The organism is Sphingomonas oligophenolica, from assembly GCF_006438955.1.
GTDB classification, from domain to species: domain Bacteria; phylum Pseudomonadota; class Alphaproteobacteria; order Sphingomonadales; family Sphingomonadaceae; genus Sphingomonas; species Sphingomonas oligophenolica_A.
Window position 1 is genome coordinate 125140 of sequence record NZ_RCZK01000001.1, and the last position, 14985, is coordinate 140124.

15 protein-coding genes and 1 tRNA gene are annotated in these 14985 nt (G+C 65.3%); 9 read left to right on the plus strand and 7 right to left on the minus strand.

What is annotated here, in order from left to right; all coding sequences use genetic code 11:
• Positions 1-181 precede the first annotated feature (181 nt).
• The 3 genes from prmC to hisS all read right to left on the minus strand — a co-directional run bounded on the left by prmC (position 182) and on the right by hisS (position 3546).
• Entirely contained in the window at positions 182-1045 is an 864-nt protein-coding gene (gene prmC / locus EAH84_RS00625) for a peptide chain release factor N(5)-glutamine methyltransferase (protein ID WP_241656417.1), read from the minus strand.
• 49 nt (positions 1046-1094) lie between these two features.
• Positions 1095-2168 carry a peptide chain release factor 1 gene (gene prfA / locus EAH84_RS00630; protein WP_140866161.1) on the minus strand — a complete coding sequence of 358 codons (1074 nt, stop codon included), beginning with the start codon at positions 2166-2168 and terminating at the stop codon, positions 1095-1097.
• Positions 2169-2274: 106 nt separating this feature from the next.
• Positions 2275-3546, minus strand: a complete 1272-nt coding sequence (gene hisS / locus EAH84_RS00635) for a histidine--tRNA ligase (protein ID WP_140866163.1) — start codon at positions 3544-3546, stop codon at positions 2275-2277.
• A gap of 66 nt (positions 3547-3612) precedes the next feature.
• Between hisS and EAH84_RS00640 the strand changes: the two genes are divergently transcribed.
• From EAH84_RS00640 to ppa, 3 genes are all read left to right on the plus strand, one after another.
• Entirely contained in the window at positions 3613-4257 is a 645-nt protein-coding gene (locus EAH84_RS00640) for a DUF1345 domain-containing protein (RefSeq protein WP_140866166.1), read from the plus strand.
• 94 nt (positions 4258-4351) lie between these two features.
• Positions 4352-6268: a M61 family metallopeptidase gene (locus EAH84_RS00645; RefSeq protein WP_140866169.1), complete on the plus strand. Its 1917-nt coding sequence runs from the start codon at positions 4352-4354 to the stop codon at positions 6266-6268.
• Between the two features lie 25 nt (positions 6269-6293).
• The gene (gene ppa / locus EAH84_RS00650; RefSeq protein ID WP_140866171.1) at positions 6294-6833 is read left to right on the plus strand and encodes an inorganic diphosphatase; all 540 of its coding nucleotides are present in this window, start codon (positions 6294-6296) and stop codon (positions 6831-6833) included.
• 224 nt (positions 6834-7057) lie between these two features.
• On the opposite strand, the gene EAH84_RS00655 is transcribed toward ppa, so the two are convergent.
• A complete protein-coding gene (locus EAH84_RS00655) occupies positions 7058-7825 on the minus strand; it encodes a DUF1134 domain-containing protein (protein WP_140866174.1) in 768 nt (255 codons plus the stop codon).
• Between the two features lie 165 nt (positions 7826-7990).
• Here EAH84_RS00655 and EAH84_RS00660 point away from each other — a divergent pair.
• Positions 7991-8082: transfer RNA gene (locus EAH84_RS00660), tRNA-Ser, on the plus strand.
• A 158-nt stretch (positions 8083-8240) separates the two neighbouring features.
• Positions 8241-9590: a tyrosine-type recombinase/integrase gene (locus EAH84_RS00665; RefSeq protein WP_140866177.1), complete on the plus strand. Its 1350-nt coding sequence runs from the start codon at positions 8241-8243 to the stop codon at positions 9588-9590.
• Positions 9591-9859: 269 nt separating this feature from the next.
• Here EAH84_RS00665 and EAH84_RS00670 read toward each other — a convergent pair whose 3' ends face one another.
• Positions 9860-10369 carry a hypothetical protein gene (locus tag EAH84_RS00670; RefSeq protein WP_140866180.1) on the minus strand — a complete coding sequence of 170 codons (510 nt, stop codon included), beginning with the start codon at positions 10367-10369 and terminating at the stop codon, positions 9860-9862.
• A 206-nt stretch (positions 10370-10575) separates the two neighbouring features.
• Positions 10576-11379 (minus strand): hypothetical protein, encoded by an 804-nt coding sequence (locus EAH84_RS00675; RefSeq protein ID WP_140866183.1) that lies wholly within the window; start codon positions 11377-11379, stop codon positions 10576-10578.
• Between the two features lie 116 nt (positions 11380-11495).
• Here EAH84_RS00675 and EAH84_RS00680 point away from each other — a divergent pair, with 116 nt between their 5' ends.
• From EAH84_RS00680 to EAH84_RS00690, 3 genes are all read left to right on the plus strand, one after another.
• On the plus strand, positions 11496-12320 hold the full coding sequence (locus EAH84_RS00680; protein WP_161978303.1) for an HNH endonuclease signature motif containing protein: 825 nt from the start codon (positions 11496-11498) through the stop codon (positions 12318-12320).
• A gap of 239 nt (positions 12321-12559) precedes the next feature.
• Entirely contained in the window at positions 12560-13063 is a 504-nt protein-coding gene (locus tag EAH84_RS00685) for a hypothetical protein (protein WP_140866188.1), read from the plus strand.
• Between the two features lie 309 nt (positions 13064-13372).
• On the plus strand, positions 13373-13651 hold the full coding sequence (locus EAH84_RS00690) for a hypothetical protein (protein ID WP_140866191.1): 279 nt from the start codon (positions 13373-13375) through the stop codon (positions 13649-13651).
• A 63-nt stretch (positions 13652-13714) separates the two neighbouring features.
• Here EAH84_RS00690 and EAH84_RS00695 read toward each other — a convergent pair whose 3' ends face one another.
• Positions 13715-14089, minus strand: a complete 375-nt coding sequence (locus EAH84_RS00695) for a DUF1134 domain-containing protein (RefSeq protein WP_140866193.1) — start codon at positions 14087-14089, stop codon at positions 13715-13717.
• Between the two features lie 57 nt (positions 14090-14146).
• On the opposite strand from EAH84_RS00695, the gene EAH84_RS00700 reads away from it, so the two are divergent.
• Entirely contained in the window at positions 14147-14977 is an 831-nt protein-coding gene (locus tag EAH84_RS00700; protein ID WP_140866196.1) for an aldo/keto reductase, read from the plus strand.
• Positions 14978-14985 lie beyond the last annotated feature (8 nt).

Genomic DNA, 14985 nt, shown 5'->3' on the forward strand with positions numbered 1-14985 from the left:
CGCTACGCACTCGGTTCGAGCCTTGCCATTGCCGCCGGACTGCAGCGGAATCATGACGCGGAGGATATGCGGGCCATCGCCCAATTCAACCCAAATTGTTGAAGTTGCGTGCCCCGGCTTTGTCCTTAGCGGGCAGGACGCCGTTTCCACAAGCGAAATATCGGCACCCGTCGAATGGATGTCAAGGCGTGGCGACAAGGCAACGGTCGCGCCCGCCCAGATCGTGGTGCAGCGCGACCGACAATCCCGCCGCGGCCAGCATCGCCCCGACCGCTGCAGCCTGGCGATACCCGATCTCGATCACCGCCGCGCCGCCGGGTGCGATCAGTCGCGACAGCATGGGAACGATCGCGCGATAGGCGTCGAGCCCGTCGACGCCTGCAAACAGCGCGCCTGCGGGCTCGTGCCCCGCGACCTCGGCGGGCAATGCCTCGCCGGTCGCAATATAGGGCGGGTTTGCGAGGACGAGGTCGAACCGGTCGTCGATCCCTTCGGCCCAATCACCCACCACGAACGCGGCCCGCGCCGCCAGCCCCAGGTTTTCGGCATTACTCCGCGCATAGCGCAGCGCCGTCTCCGACGAATCGACCCCGAGACCCGAAGCACCTGGCCATTCATCGAGCGCCGCCAGCAGCAGCGTGCCCGGCCCCGTCCCCAGATCGAGCACCCGCGCCGGGGCGCGATCAGCGAAATGGTCGCGCGCAGCGAGAATCAGCGTCTCGCTATCGGCGCGTGGCACCAGCACACCCGAACCGACGGCGACGTCGATGGTCCAGAACCCACGCGTACCGGTGATGTATGCAACCGGCTCATGCCGCGCCCGCCGCTCGACGAGATCGGCGAACCCCGCCGGAACCGCGCGCTCGAGGTCGAGCAGCAGCGCGCCCCGCTCGATCCCCAGTGCGTGGGCCAGCAGCAATTCAGCGTCGAGCCGCGGGGTATCGGAAAACGCGAGCCGCGCGGCCGCAGTGGCGAGGGCATCGCGGGCGACGCCCCCCTCCCCTTGAGGGGAGGGGCTGGGGGTGGGGGAAGTCTCACCGAGCACACCGTCAGCGGCCCCCACCCCAACCCCTCCCCTGAAGGGGAGGGACTTATTAGCCATCCAGCGTCGCCAGCCGCTCCGCCTCATCCTCGCTGATCAGCGCGCCGACCAGATCGCCCATGTCGCCCGCGAGAATCTCGGGAAGGCGGTGCAGCGTCAGATTGATGCGATGATCGGTCACGCGGCCTTGCGGGAAATTATACGTCCGGATCCGCTCCGATCGGTCCCCCGACCCCACCATCGATTTGCGCGCGCCCGCGCGATCGTTGTGGAGGCGGTCGCGCTCCTGTTCATAGAGCCGCGTCCGCAGCACGCGCATCGCCTTCGCCTTGTTCTTGTGCTGTGATTTCTCGTCCTGCTGGATCACGGTGAGCCCGGTGGGGATGTGGACGATCCGTACCGCGCTGTCGGTGGTGTTGACCGACTGCCCCCCCGGCCCCGACGAGCGATAGATGTCGATGCGCAGGTCCTTGTCGTCGATCTTGACGTCGACCTCCTCCGCCTCGGGCAGCACCGCGACGGTCGCCGCTGAGGTGTGGATGCGCCCGCCTGCCTCGGTAGCGGGGACGCGCTGGACGCGGTGGACGCCGCTTTCGAACTTCAGCTTGGCGAACACGCCCTTGCCCTCGACCGAGGCGACCGCTTCCTTGAACCCGCCCGCATCCGAGGTGGAGGAAGAGATCAGCTCGACCTTCCACCCCTGTGCCTCGGCATAGCGCTGGTACATCCGGAACAGGTCGCCCGCGAACAGCGCCGCCTCATCGCCCCCGGTCCCCGCGCGCACCTCGAGCATCGCGGATCGCTCGTCCGCCGCATCGCGCGGCAGCAACGCGAGCGCAAGTTGCCGGTTCGCGGCCTCGAGCGCGACCTTGTTCTCGCGCAATTCCTCTTCCGCCATCGACCGCAGTTCGTCGTCCGCCTCCCTGGTCATCGCCTCGAGACTCTTCGCCTCCGCGCGCAGCCGCCGCACCAAGCCGGCGGCGGCGGCGACGGGTTCGAGCTCGGCATATTCCTTCGACACGGCGACGAAGCGATCGGAGGGGAGGTCGCCGGTGGCCATCAACGCTTGGAGTTCGTCACGGCGCGCTTCGATCTGGGCGATGCGATCGGGAGAGATGGTGGTCATGCGCGCCCCACAACCGTCACCCCAGCGAAGGCTGGGGTCTCATGCGAGGGAAGGACTCGCGCGCCAACCGGGAGATCCCAGCCTTCGCTGGGATGACGATGGGGAATCATTCTGGTTGAGCTCCCTCACCCGAAAACCCGCCGATTAAAGGGCCAAGTGCCGCCCGAACGTCATCGTCCCGTTGAAATCTGCCCGTCACCTGTTGCAAGTGGTAGCGCTCGTAAGTGGGCGCATCGGACCGCACGAATAAAACTGCGTCCAACCCTATCTTCTTCGCGCGCTCAACCTGCCTCTTTGCGTTTCCCCGGTAGGCGTATTCTGTCGTTATCCCGCCGCGGCGGAGCGCCAAAACAGTCGCAGACGCGATTTCCTCCAGCTCCGGTCGATCGGCAACTACCGCGATTCCGATCGGCAATTCCGGCTCGTCCACCAACATCGCCAACCGCTCGACCCCAGCCGCCCAGCCGACCCCCGCGGTCGCCGGACCACCCAAACTCTCGATCAACCCGTCATACCGCCCGCCCGCGAGCACCGTCCCCTGCGCGCCGAGCCGGTCGGTGACGAATTCGAACGCGGTGTGGCGGTAGTAATCGAGCCCGCGTACCAGCCGCGCGTTGATCTCATACGCCACCCCCGCCGCATCGAGCCCCGCCTTCACCGCTTCGAAAAACGCGCGCGCCTCGTCGGTCAAATGCGCGTCGATATCGGGCGCGCTGTCGGCGGCGGGGCGATCGCGCGGGTCCTTGCTGTCGAGGATGCGCATCGGGTTCTTTTCGAGCCGGGTCAGGCTGTCTTCGGACAATTCCCCGCGATGCGCCTCGAAATGCGCGACCAGCGCGGTGCGCCACGCTTCGCGCGTCTCGGCGTCGCCTAGCGTGTTGAGCTGGAGCGTGACGCCCTCGATTCCCAATTCACGCAGCAACTGATCCGCGAGCACCAGCAGTTCGACATCGGCGGCGGGTTCGGGCGCGCCGATCACCTCGGCGTCAATCTGATGGAACTGGCGGAACCGCCCCTTTTGCGGGCGTTCGTAGCGGAACACCGGGCCGCTCGTGGTGAGCTTGAGCGGCGCATATTGCTGCCACCCCTCGGTCAGGTATGCGCGCGCGATCCCGGCGGTGAATTCGGGGCGCAGCGTCAGGCTGTCGCCACCGCGATCGGGGAAGGTGTACATCTCCTTCGACACCACATCGGTGGTCTCCCCGATCGAGCGAGCGAACACTTCGGTCGCCTCGAACACGGGCACGTCGACGCGCTGGAAACAGTATAGCTTGCGCACCCGTTCGAACGTGTCGAGCACGTGCGCGTGGCGGCGCTGGTCGTCGCCGAAGATGTCCTGGGTGCCGCGGACACGCCGCGGAGTCTCGATACGGGCCATATGCGCCGCGTATCTAGGCGAGCGCGCTGACAAGCGCTAGCACCTCGCGCAAAGGAGCGTGCCGCCATGATCAAAAACTTGGGTCATACCATCGCACCGCCCCGCTTCATCCTGTTCGTGGCAGTCTTCCTCGCCGGTCTTGCGGTCGGCATTCCGGCGCTGGGGCTGAGCCGGGGCACGATGGCCGCGTTCGACGTTGCCGCGGCGGTCTTCCTCGGCGCGGTCAGCACGCTGCTCGGGCGCGGCGAGGCGGCGCAGATGCGGCAGGCCGCCAGGGAAAATGACGCCAACCGTGCGGTCCTGCTCGGCTTTTCATTCGTGGTGCTGCTGGTAATCTTGGTCGCGGTCGCCAAGGAACTGCAAGGCAAGAACGATCCGCTCGGCATCGCGCTCGCATTGGCGACGATCGTCCTCGCGTGGCTGTTCGCCAACACCATCTACGCGCTCCACTACGCGCACCTCTATTATTCGCCCGATCCGGATAACGCTGCGGGCAAAGATTGCGGCGGGATCGATTTTCCCAATTGCGACGAGCCCGATTATTGGGATTTCGTCTATTTCAGCTACACGCTGGGGATGACGTTCCAGACCAGCGACGTCGACATCACCTCGCGCCACATCCGCAAGGTCGTGACCGGTCAGTGCCTCGCGGCGTTCGTCTTCAACCTGGGCGTGCTGGCGTTCACGATCAACGTGCTCGGCGGCGGCTAACCCGACACCGCCCGGCGTGGGCCAACGGGCTGGACGGATGACCTATCCGCCGCTTATGTCGCGCGCTTCGTCGCTCCTCCCCGGAAGGTCGTTCATGATCCGCAAGCTCGTCGTCGCCACGCTTCTCGCCTCCGCTGCCCCCGCCCTGGCGCAGGTCCCGCAAGGCAATACCGCGCCCCAGCCGGTGCCGTACGTCGACACCATCCCCGATGCGCAGGACATCGCCTATCCGGGCACCATCCAGCTCGATATCGATGCCACCGATACCGTGCGCGGGATCATGCGGGTCAAGGAAACCATCCCGGTCGCCAAGACGGGGCCGATGGCGCTGCTCTATCCCAAATGGCTGCCGGGCAACCATTCGCCGACCGGGCAGATCGAGAAGCTGGCGGGCCTCACCATCCGCGCCAACGGCAAAATCCTGCCCTGGGTCCGCGACACCGTCGACGTCTATGCTTTTCACATCGACGTCCCCACCGACGCGAAGCGGCTCGATGTCGAGTTTCAATTCATCTCGGCGACCGCAGGCAACCAGGGCCGGATCGCGATGACCCCCAATCTGATCAGCCTCCAACCCAATTCGGTCAGCCTGTATCCCGCGGGTTATTACACCCGCCAGATCCCGGTCCAGATGACCGCGACCTTCCCGACGGGCTTCACCGCGGCTGGCGCGGTGCGCGCCAAGGTGTCGGGATCGACCTACACCTACGACACCACCAATTATGAAATCCTGGTCGATTCGCCGATTCTCGCTGGGCGCTACGGCAAGGTCTGGGCGCTGAGCCCCAAGGTGAACCTCGACGTGTTCGCCGATTCGCCCGAGCTTCTCGCGGCGACGCCCGCGCAGATCGACGCGCACAAGCGGCTCGTCGCACAGGCCAGCAAAACCTTCGGCGCGCAGCATTACGGCCATTATGACTTTCTGCTGTCGCTCAGCGATCAGCTCGGCGGGATCGGGCTCGAACATCATCGCAGCTCGGAGAACGGCAGCCGCCCGACCTATTTCACCGAATGGGACCAGAATGTCTCGGCGCGCAACCTGCTGCCGCATGAATTCACCCACAGCTGGGACGGCAAGTTCCGCCGCGGCGCGGACCTGTGGACCCCCGATTACCGCACCCCGATGCGCGATTCGCTGTTGTGGGTGTACGAGGGGCAGACCCAGTTCTGGGGCTATGTCCTCCAGGCGCGCTCGGGCCTCGTCAGCAAACAGGACACGCTCGACGCCTATGCGTTCACGCTCGCGAATTACGTCAACACCGTCGGGCGCCAATGGCGTCCGCTGATCGACACCACCAACGATCCGATCATCAGCCAGCGTCGTCCCAAGGGCTGGACGAGCTGGCAGCGCAGCGAGGATTATTACAACGAAGGGCTGATGGTCTGGATGGAGGTCGACGCGATGCTCCGCCAGAAATCGAGCGGGACGAAATCGATCGACGATTTCGCGAAAGCGTTCTTCGGGGTGCGCGACGGCGACTGGGGCGAACTGACCTACACCTTCGACGACGTCACCGCGACGCTGAACAAGATCCTGCCGTATGACTGGTCGGGGTTCCTGACCAAGCGGCTGACCGAAACCGGGCAACCCGCGCCGATCGAGGGCTTCGCGATGAACGGCTACAAGCTGGTCTATGCTGCCAAACCGACCGCCTATTTCAAACAGGTCGAAAAGGCGCGTGGCACCGACGTTACCTCGTCGGTTGGCATATTGGTAAACAAGGAGGGCAACCTGTCCAACGTCGTCTGGGATTCGCCCGCGTTCAAAGCCGGGTTGACCGTCGGCGCGCAGGTGATGGCGGTGAACGGCGATCTCTACACCCCCGATGCGCTCAAGAATGCGATCAAGACCGCGCAGGGCGCAAAGGATCCGATCCGGCTGACCGTCAAGGACGGCGCGCGGCTGCGCGATGTCGCCATCGACTATCACGACGGGCCCCGCTATCCGCGGCTTGAGAAGACGGGCACGGGCGAAACCGGGCTCGACAAGCTGCTTACCCCGCGCCCGTGATCCGGGCCGGGTTCAAAGGAACATCATGCGCATCGACCTGATCCCGACGGGCACCAATCCGCCCGAAGACCTCAATGTCATCATCGAGGTGCCGACCGGCGGCGAACCGGTGAAATACGAATTCGACAAGGCGTCGGGCGCGCTGTTCGTCGATCGGATCCTGCACACGCCGATGCGCTATCCGGCGAATTACGGCTTTGTGCCGCACACGCTGTCGCCTGACGGCGATCCGCTCGACGCGCTTGTCATCGCGCGTTCGCCGTTCATCCCCGGCTGCGTCGTGCGCGCACGCCCGATCGCGGTGCTCAACCTCGAGGACGAGGCGGGCGGCGACGAAAAGCTCGTCTGCGTGCCGGTCGATTCGACCTTCCCCTATTATTCCAACGTCGGCGAACGCGGCGATATGCCGGAAATCGTGTTCGAACAGATCGAACATTTCTTCACTCACTACAAAGACCTGGAAAAGCAGAAATGGGTGCGGATCGGCACCTGGGGCGACGCCGCCGAGGCGCGCCGCGTCACGATCGAGGCGATCGAGCGCGCCAAACAGGCCAAGGCCGACTGATCAGTTATTGCGCGGGCGCTTCGGCTTGATCGGCGCCCGCGTCCCCGCGGCGAGCGCGAGGCTGGCCGATTCAGGCATAGTGTCGGCGTGGACGTGGCAATCGTCGGGCGCGTGGCGACAGTTTATCGACCCGGTCAGCCGCTCGCCCATCTGGTAGGTGAATCGCTCGGCCCCCGCCCCGTCCCAGATCGTATCGGTCTCGGCGTCCGCCTAGCCACTCCGTCCTAAAACGGCAGCCATTTCGGCTTATGGCTAAACTTCATATAGCCGACGTTGACACCGGCGCGGTAGCCGACGCCGAGCCGGATCGGGATCAGCACGATGTTTCCCCGCCGCAGATAGGTCGCGGCGAACCCGCCGACAAAATACAGCCGTCCCTCCGCCGCGGGGAAACGGCGATACAGGTCCTCGGTATCGTAGAGATTGTAGACGAGCGTAAAGACCTTGTTGGCGTCGCCGCCGAAATCGAACCCGACCGACGGCCCCGTCCAATAGACCGGGCGCTGGCCTTCGATCTTATGGGTCATTACCCCCGACCCGTAGCGCAGCCCGACGACGAACGCGCCCGCCGCCTCGCGCCCCGCGATATAGGCGTTGGGGCGGCCCTGCTCCTTGAGGATCTTTTCGAGCAACCCCGCCATCCCCGCCGCGCCCTTGCCGAACACGCCCTCGCCCGCGGCGAGCAGATCATCGCGCTGATAGGTATCCGCGGCGGCCAGCGTCGCATCGGCGCGCGCGTCCTGCGCCACCTCGGTCTGGTCGGCGACGGGGGCTGGCGCTGGTTCGACGGGGGGCGAGTACGTCGGCGCGTCCTGACTCCCCGCATCGACCGGTTCGTCGCGCTGGACGGGCGCGGGGACGGTCGCCCGGCGCGGCGCGCTGGTCGCCAGATCGCCGTCGATCGCGCGATTGGGATCGATCGTTGTGACCTGCGCGGGCGCGCTGGCGCCAAGCAATGCGGCCATCGCCGCGCCGATAATGATCCGCATCATGCGTCCCCAAATCCCCGTTTCGCCAGTTTAAACAGGCGGGCGATGCACGCGCAATGAACGAGAGGCGATCCGAGTCGCTTTTGCGTCGAGCCGCGTGCCGATGCGGCCCGATACGGCATTGATCCGCCGCGCACCCGCCGCTATAGCCGCCGCTTGCCGCCAGCCGGAGACGTGGGTGAGTGGCTGAAACCAACGCTTTGCTAAAGCGTCGTACGGGTTAAACCGTACCGAGAGTTCGAATCTCTCCGTCTCCGCCAGGCGAGTTTCTCAGCCTGTATCATCCCGTAGCAGCGCGGTCGTCTCACGAGACGATTAGCGCGTGTTCGCGTCTCATCCCGTGTTATCCAGCTTCACCTAATCGCAATCCTCGCGGGGGCATTGTGGGGGCACCCGAAAAATTCGGGTGGGGGCACTGATGTCGGGTGAGACAGAGAAGGAACCGCGCGAGCCGCTGGACGCTGGAAAGCTCAAGGCCGCGAAGCCGCGCGAGCGCGATTACAAGCTCGCTGACACGGGCGGTCTCTACCTGTTCGTCTCCACGAGCGGTCATCGGACTTGGCGCCTCAAGTATCGCTTCGGAGGCAAGGAGCGCCGGCTGCTGCTCGGCACCTATCCCGACGTGGGCCTCAAGCGCGCCCGAGATCTGCGCGACGGCGCGAAGCAGGCCCTGCGAAACGGAATGGACCCCGGCCTCGAGAAGACGCGCGCGCGCCACTCGCGCAAGGTCGGCCACGAGAACACCTTCGAGCAGTTCGCCCGCGAGTGGCACGCGACCCAGGTCCCGCGTTGGAAGGACGTGCACGCCGACGACGTGATGACGTCGATGGAGCAGAGCCTGTTTGCCGAGATCGGCGGCATCCCCGTCGACCAGATCGACGAGCGGCTACTGCTCCACGCGCTGCGCAAGGTCGAGTCGCGCGGTGCGATCGAGACGGCGCACCGGCTGCGCCAGCGTGCGGAGCGGGTCTTCCGCTATGCGGCAGCCGAAGGCGTCAAGAACTCGAACCCGGCCGTGAACGTGCGCGACGCGCTGAAGCCCGTGCCGCCCAGGAAGCGGCGGCCTGCGCTCACCGACGTGACGCAGATCCGCAACCTGATCCGCTCAGTCGACCGCGCGCCGGCATCGCCCGTCACGCGTCTGAGTTCGCGATTCCTGGCGCTGACCGCGCAGCGGCCCGGCATGGTCCGCCATGCGATGTGGACGGAGATCGAAGGCATCGACTGGTCGAGGCCCGACAGACCGTCGCCCGATGCGCTCTGGACGATCCCCGCGGAGAAGATGAAGCAGGAGCTCGACCTGCGAGAGGACGACGCGTTCGACCACAAGGTGCCGCTCTCGGCGGCCGCGGTCGAGGTGCTGCATGTCGTCAGGCCGTTCTCCAGCCCGAAGGGCCCGGTCTTCCCTGGAGGTCGGGACATGCTCGCTCCGCTGTCCGAGAACGCGGTCGGCTACCTCTACAACCGCGAGGGCTGGAAAAACCGGCATGTGCCGCACGGCTGGCGCAGCTCCTTCAGCACCGTCATGAATGGAAGGATCGAGCGGCAGTTTCCTGGTGCGGAGCGACTCCTGATCGACCGGCTGATCATCGACCTGATGCTCGCGCACACGCCCAGCGGCATGTCGGAGACCGAGCTGATCTACAACCGCGCCGCCTACATGGAGCGGCGCCGCGAGCTGGCCGAGGACTGGGCGGCCCTCATCCTGGAGGGTGCGGATCCGGTGGGCTCGCTCGTCGAGGGGCGACGCAGGCGGGTCGAGCGATGACCGGTCGGTTGTGCAGAACCATTGAATTGGATGATTGATCGGCGCCTTTCGCGACGATGGATCAGAGCCCAGTGCCCGGTATCGGCCAGCCCGGTTCCCCATCGCGGGGCCACGAGGCAGTCCTCGTCCCGGACTGCACTTGCCCGGGTGGTGAATCGCGACTGCGCCGCTTCGAAGTGCGAGACCCAATTAAGGGAGCTTTGGTCTACGCGTAGATGGTCGTAGGTTAGGGCTAAGCCACCGGAAGCCGCGACTGCTTGCATATCGGCCTAGACGGCCGCGCATGCGTCCTGCTGCTCGCGGCCCCATGCCCAGCAGGCATCGCGGCACTGGTGGTGGAACGCCAGCGGATCACCCACACTGATGCCGAGGCGTCTGGCGCCATTGGCGAACCCTTCTAGTGCTTCCTCGCCGAGCTCACCTTTCGCGGCGCCACTCTGATTCACGCAGATCGCAGTTAAGAGCGGCAGGCGCTTGACGTGGCAGATGTCGAGCAGACGGTCGAGATGGCCATGAGCGCCACTCATCTGGTGACGAGCCGAAGACCATTCTACACCGCTCGCGGCGGCGAGAGCGCCGTAAGTCGTGCAGCGCTGTTCAGTCGCGACCCGCCTCAGGTGATCGAGCGATCGTTCGAAACTGAGCTTCTGAGTCGCCTGTGCCCGCCTCACGCGCTCCTCGAGGAGGGCCAGGTACAGCGGTGCGCCGGTTGCACAGTGTTCTTCATGGTTAGAGATCCACTGGTCGATTTGACGATTGGTCTTGCCTGAGAAGTTCATTGGCTGCTCCAGGAGCTTGAGGTCTTGGCGACCCTTCAGCCTTCCCGAGGAAGAATAATCTCGGACGGTTCTTCGAGGCAATCGCCCGCCACGAAAAGAACCATTGGCCTGTTACACGGGCGTCGCAAGAGAGCGCCGATATGGCCAGCTTCGATCAGGTGCCGATAATGGGGCGAGACCACGGTTCGGGTGGCCAGAACGGCGCGTCATACCCCAAGTGCCGCCTTCAACCTCGCTGACTTCGGTAGGTCGTTTGCGACGGCTCGGCCTCCAAGCGACCGCACCACCCGGTCAAATAGCCAGGCCAGCTTTTCCCAAGCCGCTGGGTCTTCAATGGAAGTCAGCTCGGCACTGAGCCGGTTCGCGACGGAGGCGAGCGCTGTTCCTCCCGACACGCGCGCAGGTTCGGCGGGGATTTTCATGCCGGAAAGCTCGTTGAAGCGGTCCAGCGTCTGTTGCGCAATGGGGTTCTCAGCCTGGACCCGGTCCCAGAATCGCGGGGTAAAGGGATCGATGAACGACTCTTCACCGACTTCGATGAAGTCGGTCCCCGCCGTGGCGGCGAGAACCTGCTGGTCGAGGAGAATGCGGGGGTAGCGTGCCACCCTGCTCTCGAGGTGGTGAGCGCGGTTAAGCGCAGGACCGAAGACGATGTACTCGTCGTGATGGAGCAGCCCGACCGTCACCGCGCCCCGCATCCAGAACCCCTGCACAGCGAGCCCGAGCTGGGTGGTCGCCAGACCCTGCAGCAGCCACGGCACGTCGCCCTCGGCGAATGGCTTGCTGAACACGACGTTGTCGGAAAAGGTCGTCAAACGGGCGCCCGCGTCTCCGACAGTGGCGGCGTTGGCGCTAAACATTCGGACTGCCGCCGCCAGCCTCGCGATGCGTCGGGGGTCGCTGCCGGCGGCGGCTATTTCGCCCTTCCAACCAAGGATATCGAAGAACGCCACGAGCCGGTTCTCGTAGGCGAGCTCGCCGAAGCATAATTCCGTCTCGTCCATGATCATTGGCGCGCGCCCCTTCCGCTTTCAAGCTCTCGCGCTCGGCGATCGGACGGAGTAGCGCTGGAGCGGCCGCAGGGCGAGACCGTTGCAGCCAAGTGACAGGACGCAAAGGAGCGGAATTGGCGAACCAGCCTTACAACCAAGACAGGCCGGCGATCCCGGCGGCGCTGCGTCGGGACGTGCTGGTGGAGGCTGGCCACAGGTGCGCCGTCGCCGGCTGTGGCGAGCACACGTATCTCGAAATACATCACATCGACCACGATCGCGAGAACAACCGGCTCGAGAACCTAATATTGCTTTGCCGCAAGCACCATTCGATGGCCCATGCCGACGTCATCGACCGCACGGCGCTGCGGCAATACAAGGAAAGGCTGAAGGCCGCCGAGCTCACCGAGATCCACCGGCGGCTCGTGGAGCTGGAGCAACTGGTCACCGGCACCACACAGCACATGCCGAAGGTCGTCGAGACCGAGGATCAGCCGGATGCGGGGACGGCCGTCAAGTCCGCGCCGCGACGGTTCGAAGTCCTGTACTTCGCGCTCTACCAAGTGGCCATCTCCAAGCTGGAAAAGGACATGGGCACCTATTTCGAGCGCAACGTGGAGTTCGCCTCGGGGAAGGGCCGGCTCATTCTCGACGGCCTGCGACCGCGCGAGGGCAAGCCCGACTTGCTCGTCGATGTGCACTATTTCAGGAAGGCTTTTCAGGACGGATCCGCCTACGGACAACTGGTCGAGCGCAAAGTGGCGCTTTACGAGCTGCTGACCGGCCGACCAGCAGAGGGGATCATGCTCGCCATCGTGGGACGCGAGAGCATGCTGGCGGAGGAGGCGCTGCCGCTCACCCGCGCGGGGGTTGCAGCGATCGAATGCGTGTCTCTGCACGTGTACTCTTGCGAGCAGGTCGGCTTCCACCCCGGGCCGGTGTCGGCGGGGGTGCTCTGACCCAGCGCTCTGCCTGACGCGCTAGCGTCAGCTTGATGTTCGCGCCTCAGATCATCGCTGCGTAAGCCCAGGCGTCAAGCATCGGCTGGGTCCCGAGCGCCTGAAGCCTCGCGATCAGCTCAACCAGGTACTGGGTGGAGCCTTTGTCCTTCTGCCTGAGGTCGAGTTGCCCATCCGCGCTTAAGGCGAACCGCGGTCTAGGGTAGGGTGGAGCAACACGTGATCGGGTAGGAACTGGAATGTGGAAGGCCAACATCGAGGACCGGTACGCCGACGACCTGCAGGGCGAGGAGAGATTCGCCTTCCTTCGCGATCTTCCGGGCCCGCTGGTCGCGCTGTTCGTGCATGGGAAGCGCGACGTCGAGGTTCGGCTTCAACAGGTCGGCCACATCGACGGAGCGGACGATGCGACCTATCCGCTGCTCTACGACGAGAGATGGATCGCCTACGCGACCAAGGATGGCGTTCCCATCGCGATGTATGAGTTCTTTGCCGGGAAGGCGGACCCGTATGATCCTCCGGTTGCGGGCGCCAGGCTCATCGGTGCAGCGATCTCGGTGGATGCCGCTCATCTTAATGTCGGGATCGGTCGCGGGATGGTGGCATCGCTGTACGACGCTGGCGTCCTGATTGTGCCGTCTGGCAAAATGACGGTGGCGGGTGCCGCGCTCTTCAATGCGTTGCAGGCCTCCGGCGTGGATGTCCCTTCGGCCGGGCGGATCACTTGCCCATGGCCCCGCTGATCGACATGCATGGCTTCGCGCGTGAGGGATCTAGCCGGCGCCAAGCCCCGAGGACGAGTAGATCGCATCGCTCTAGTCGAGGAGCGCCGAGCACTGCTTTGCGATCTCAGTCGTCCCGCCGCCCCGCGATAGACATCAAGTCGACATCGGTGCCGCGCTCTGAGGGAGCTTCGCTTCCCCTTGGTCAGCGGCATTGACACGGCATGCTGGCTACCCTGAGGTGTTTAAACGGTAGCGGGTGCGACCCACTAGTCGGAGACAAGGGTCGCGTGGACTGCAGGCCCGATGATCTAAGCATTGTAGGGGAGAATGGATTTGCCGGACTTGCAGCGCCTATTCGGCGAGATGCCACCGAACGCGTACACGGGCTCCAGCGTCATCGTGCGAAACGCCTTCGAAGGGCTTCAGCTCGGCATCAATGTGCGGCTGACGATTGCCGGCAAGGAGGTGGAACCGACCAGGCTCGACTACGATCCTACGACGGGGCGGATCTCCATCTGGCTGGCTGACCCCCGTTCCGAGCTCCCTGAACACGTGTGCGAGGACCAGGAAGTAACTTCGGTCAGAACGTCGCCTGAGCCTTTGTGAGGTAAACCGAGTTATTAGGAATAACACAGGGTCCCGGCACTATAGTGGCACGCTAGGCGATATTCACTTGGATGCCGTCCGGCGGGTCAGGTCGATGCCAATGACCTCTATCTCCTCGACACCCGGGTAACGCTGCGAGATAGCCGACCAGTGGCGTCGTAGCGCGGCGACTAGTTCGTCGAGCGTCATCGCCTTGGTCCCGTCCGGCATCGACCAGTGTCGGTCGGCCTTTCGATGGTAGAGCAGCATGACGCCGCGCCCGGAGCGGACGTCGCGGAGGTAGTCACCGCAGAGCTGATTTTCGAGCCGCTCCACCAGCCTCGGTCCGGTCCAGCGCTCCGCCAATTTTATTTCGATCGGCACCGGCGCGTCGAAGCCTGTGCCATGCACGCGTAGGTCGGGCCGCTTGGCGTCGGCGAGCTCCTCCTCCTGCGGCATGGAGTAGCGGCCGTGCGCCCTTGGTCCGTTAGCCTCAGCTGTACATGCGAGGTGTCAATGAGGACCGTTGAGCTGAAATGTGGGGAGGTCGTGCCGGCCATGGGCCAGGGCACGTGGATGATGGGCGAGCGCCCCGATCTCCGCCCCGCCGAGACCTCGGCGCTGCGTCTTGGCGTCGAGCTCGGCATGACGCTCATCGACACTGCGGAGATGTATGGTGACGGCGCGGCGGAGACGCTGATCGGCGAGGCGCTCGGTGACGTGCGGGACGAGCTGTTCCTCGTCAGCAAGGCATATCCGCAGAACGCATCGCGCAAGCGGCTGGCAGTCGCCTGCGAGGCGAGTCTCAGGCGGCTCGGCACCGATCGGCTTGACCTGTACCTGCTACATTGGCGCGGATCGGTACCGCTCGCGGAGACGGTCGAGGCAATGGAGGCGCTTAGGTCGGCGGGCAAGATCCGCCACTGGGGCGTCAGCAACCTCGACCCCGACGACATGATCGAACTCGTCGGCGCCGGTGGCCGCGACTGCGTGACCGACCAGATCCTCTACAACCTCACCCGCCGCGGGCCGGAGCACGACCTGCTGCCGTGGCTGGAGGACCATGCCATGCCGGCGATGGCCTACAGCCCGGTCGAGCAGGGCAGGCTGCTCGCCGACCTTGCGCTCGCCCGCGTGGCGGAGGCGGTCGGCGCGACACCCGCGCAAGTCGCGCTGGCCTGGACCCTGCGGCGGGACGGCGTGATCGCGATCCCGAAGGCCGGCACTGCGGCGCACGTGCGCGAGAACCGCGCCGCCGCCGACCTGATCCTCTCGGACGCCGACCTCGCCGCGCTCGACGATGCCTTTCCTCGGCCACAGGGCCGGGGCCCGCTCGAGATGCTGTGAGTTGCCGC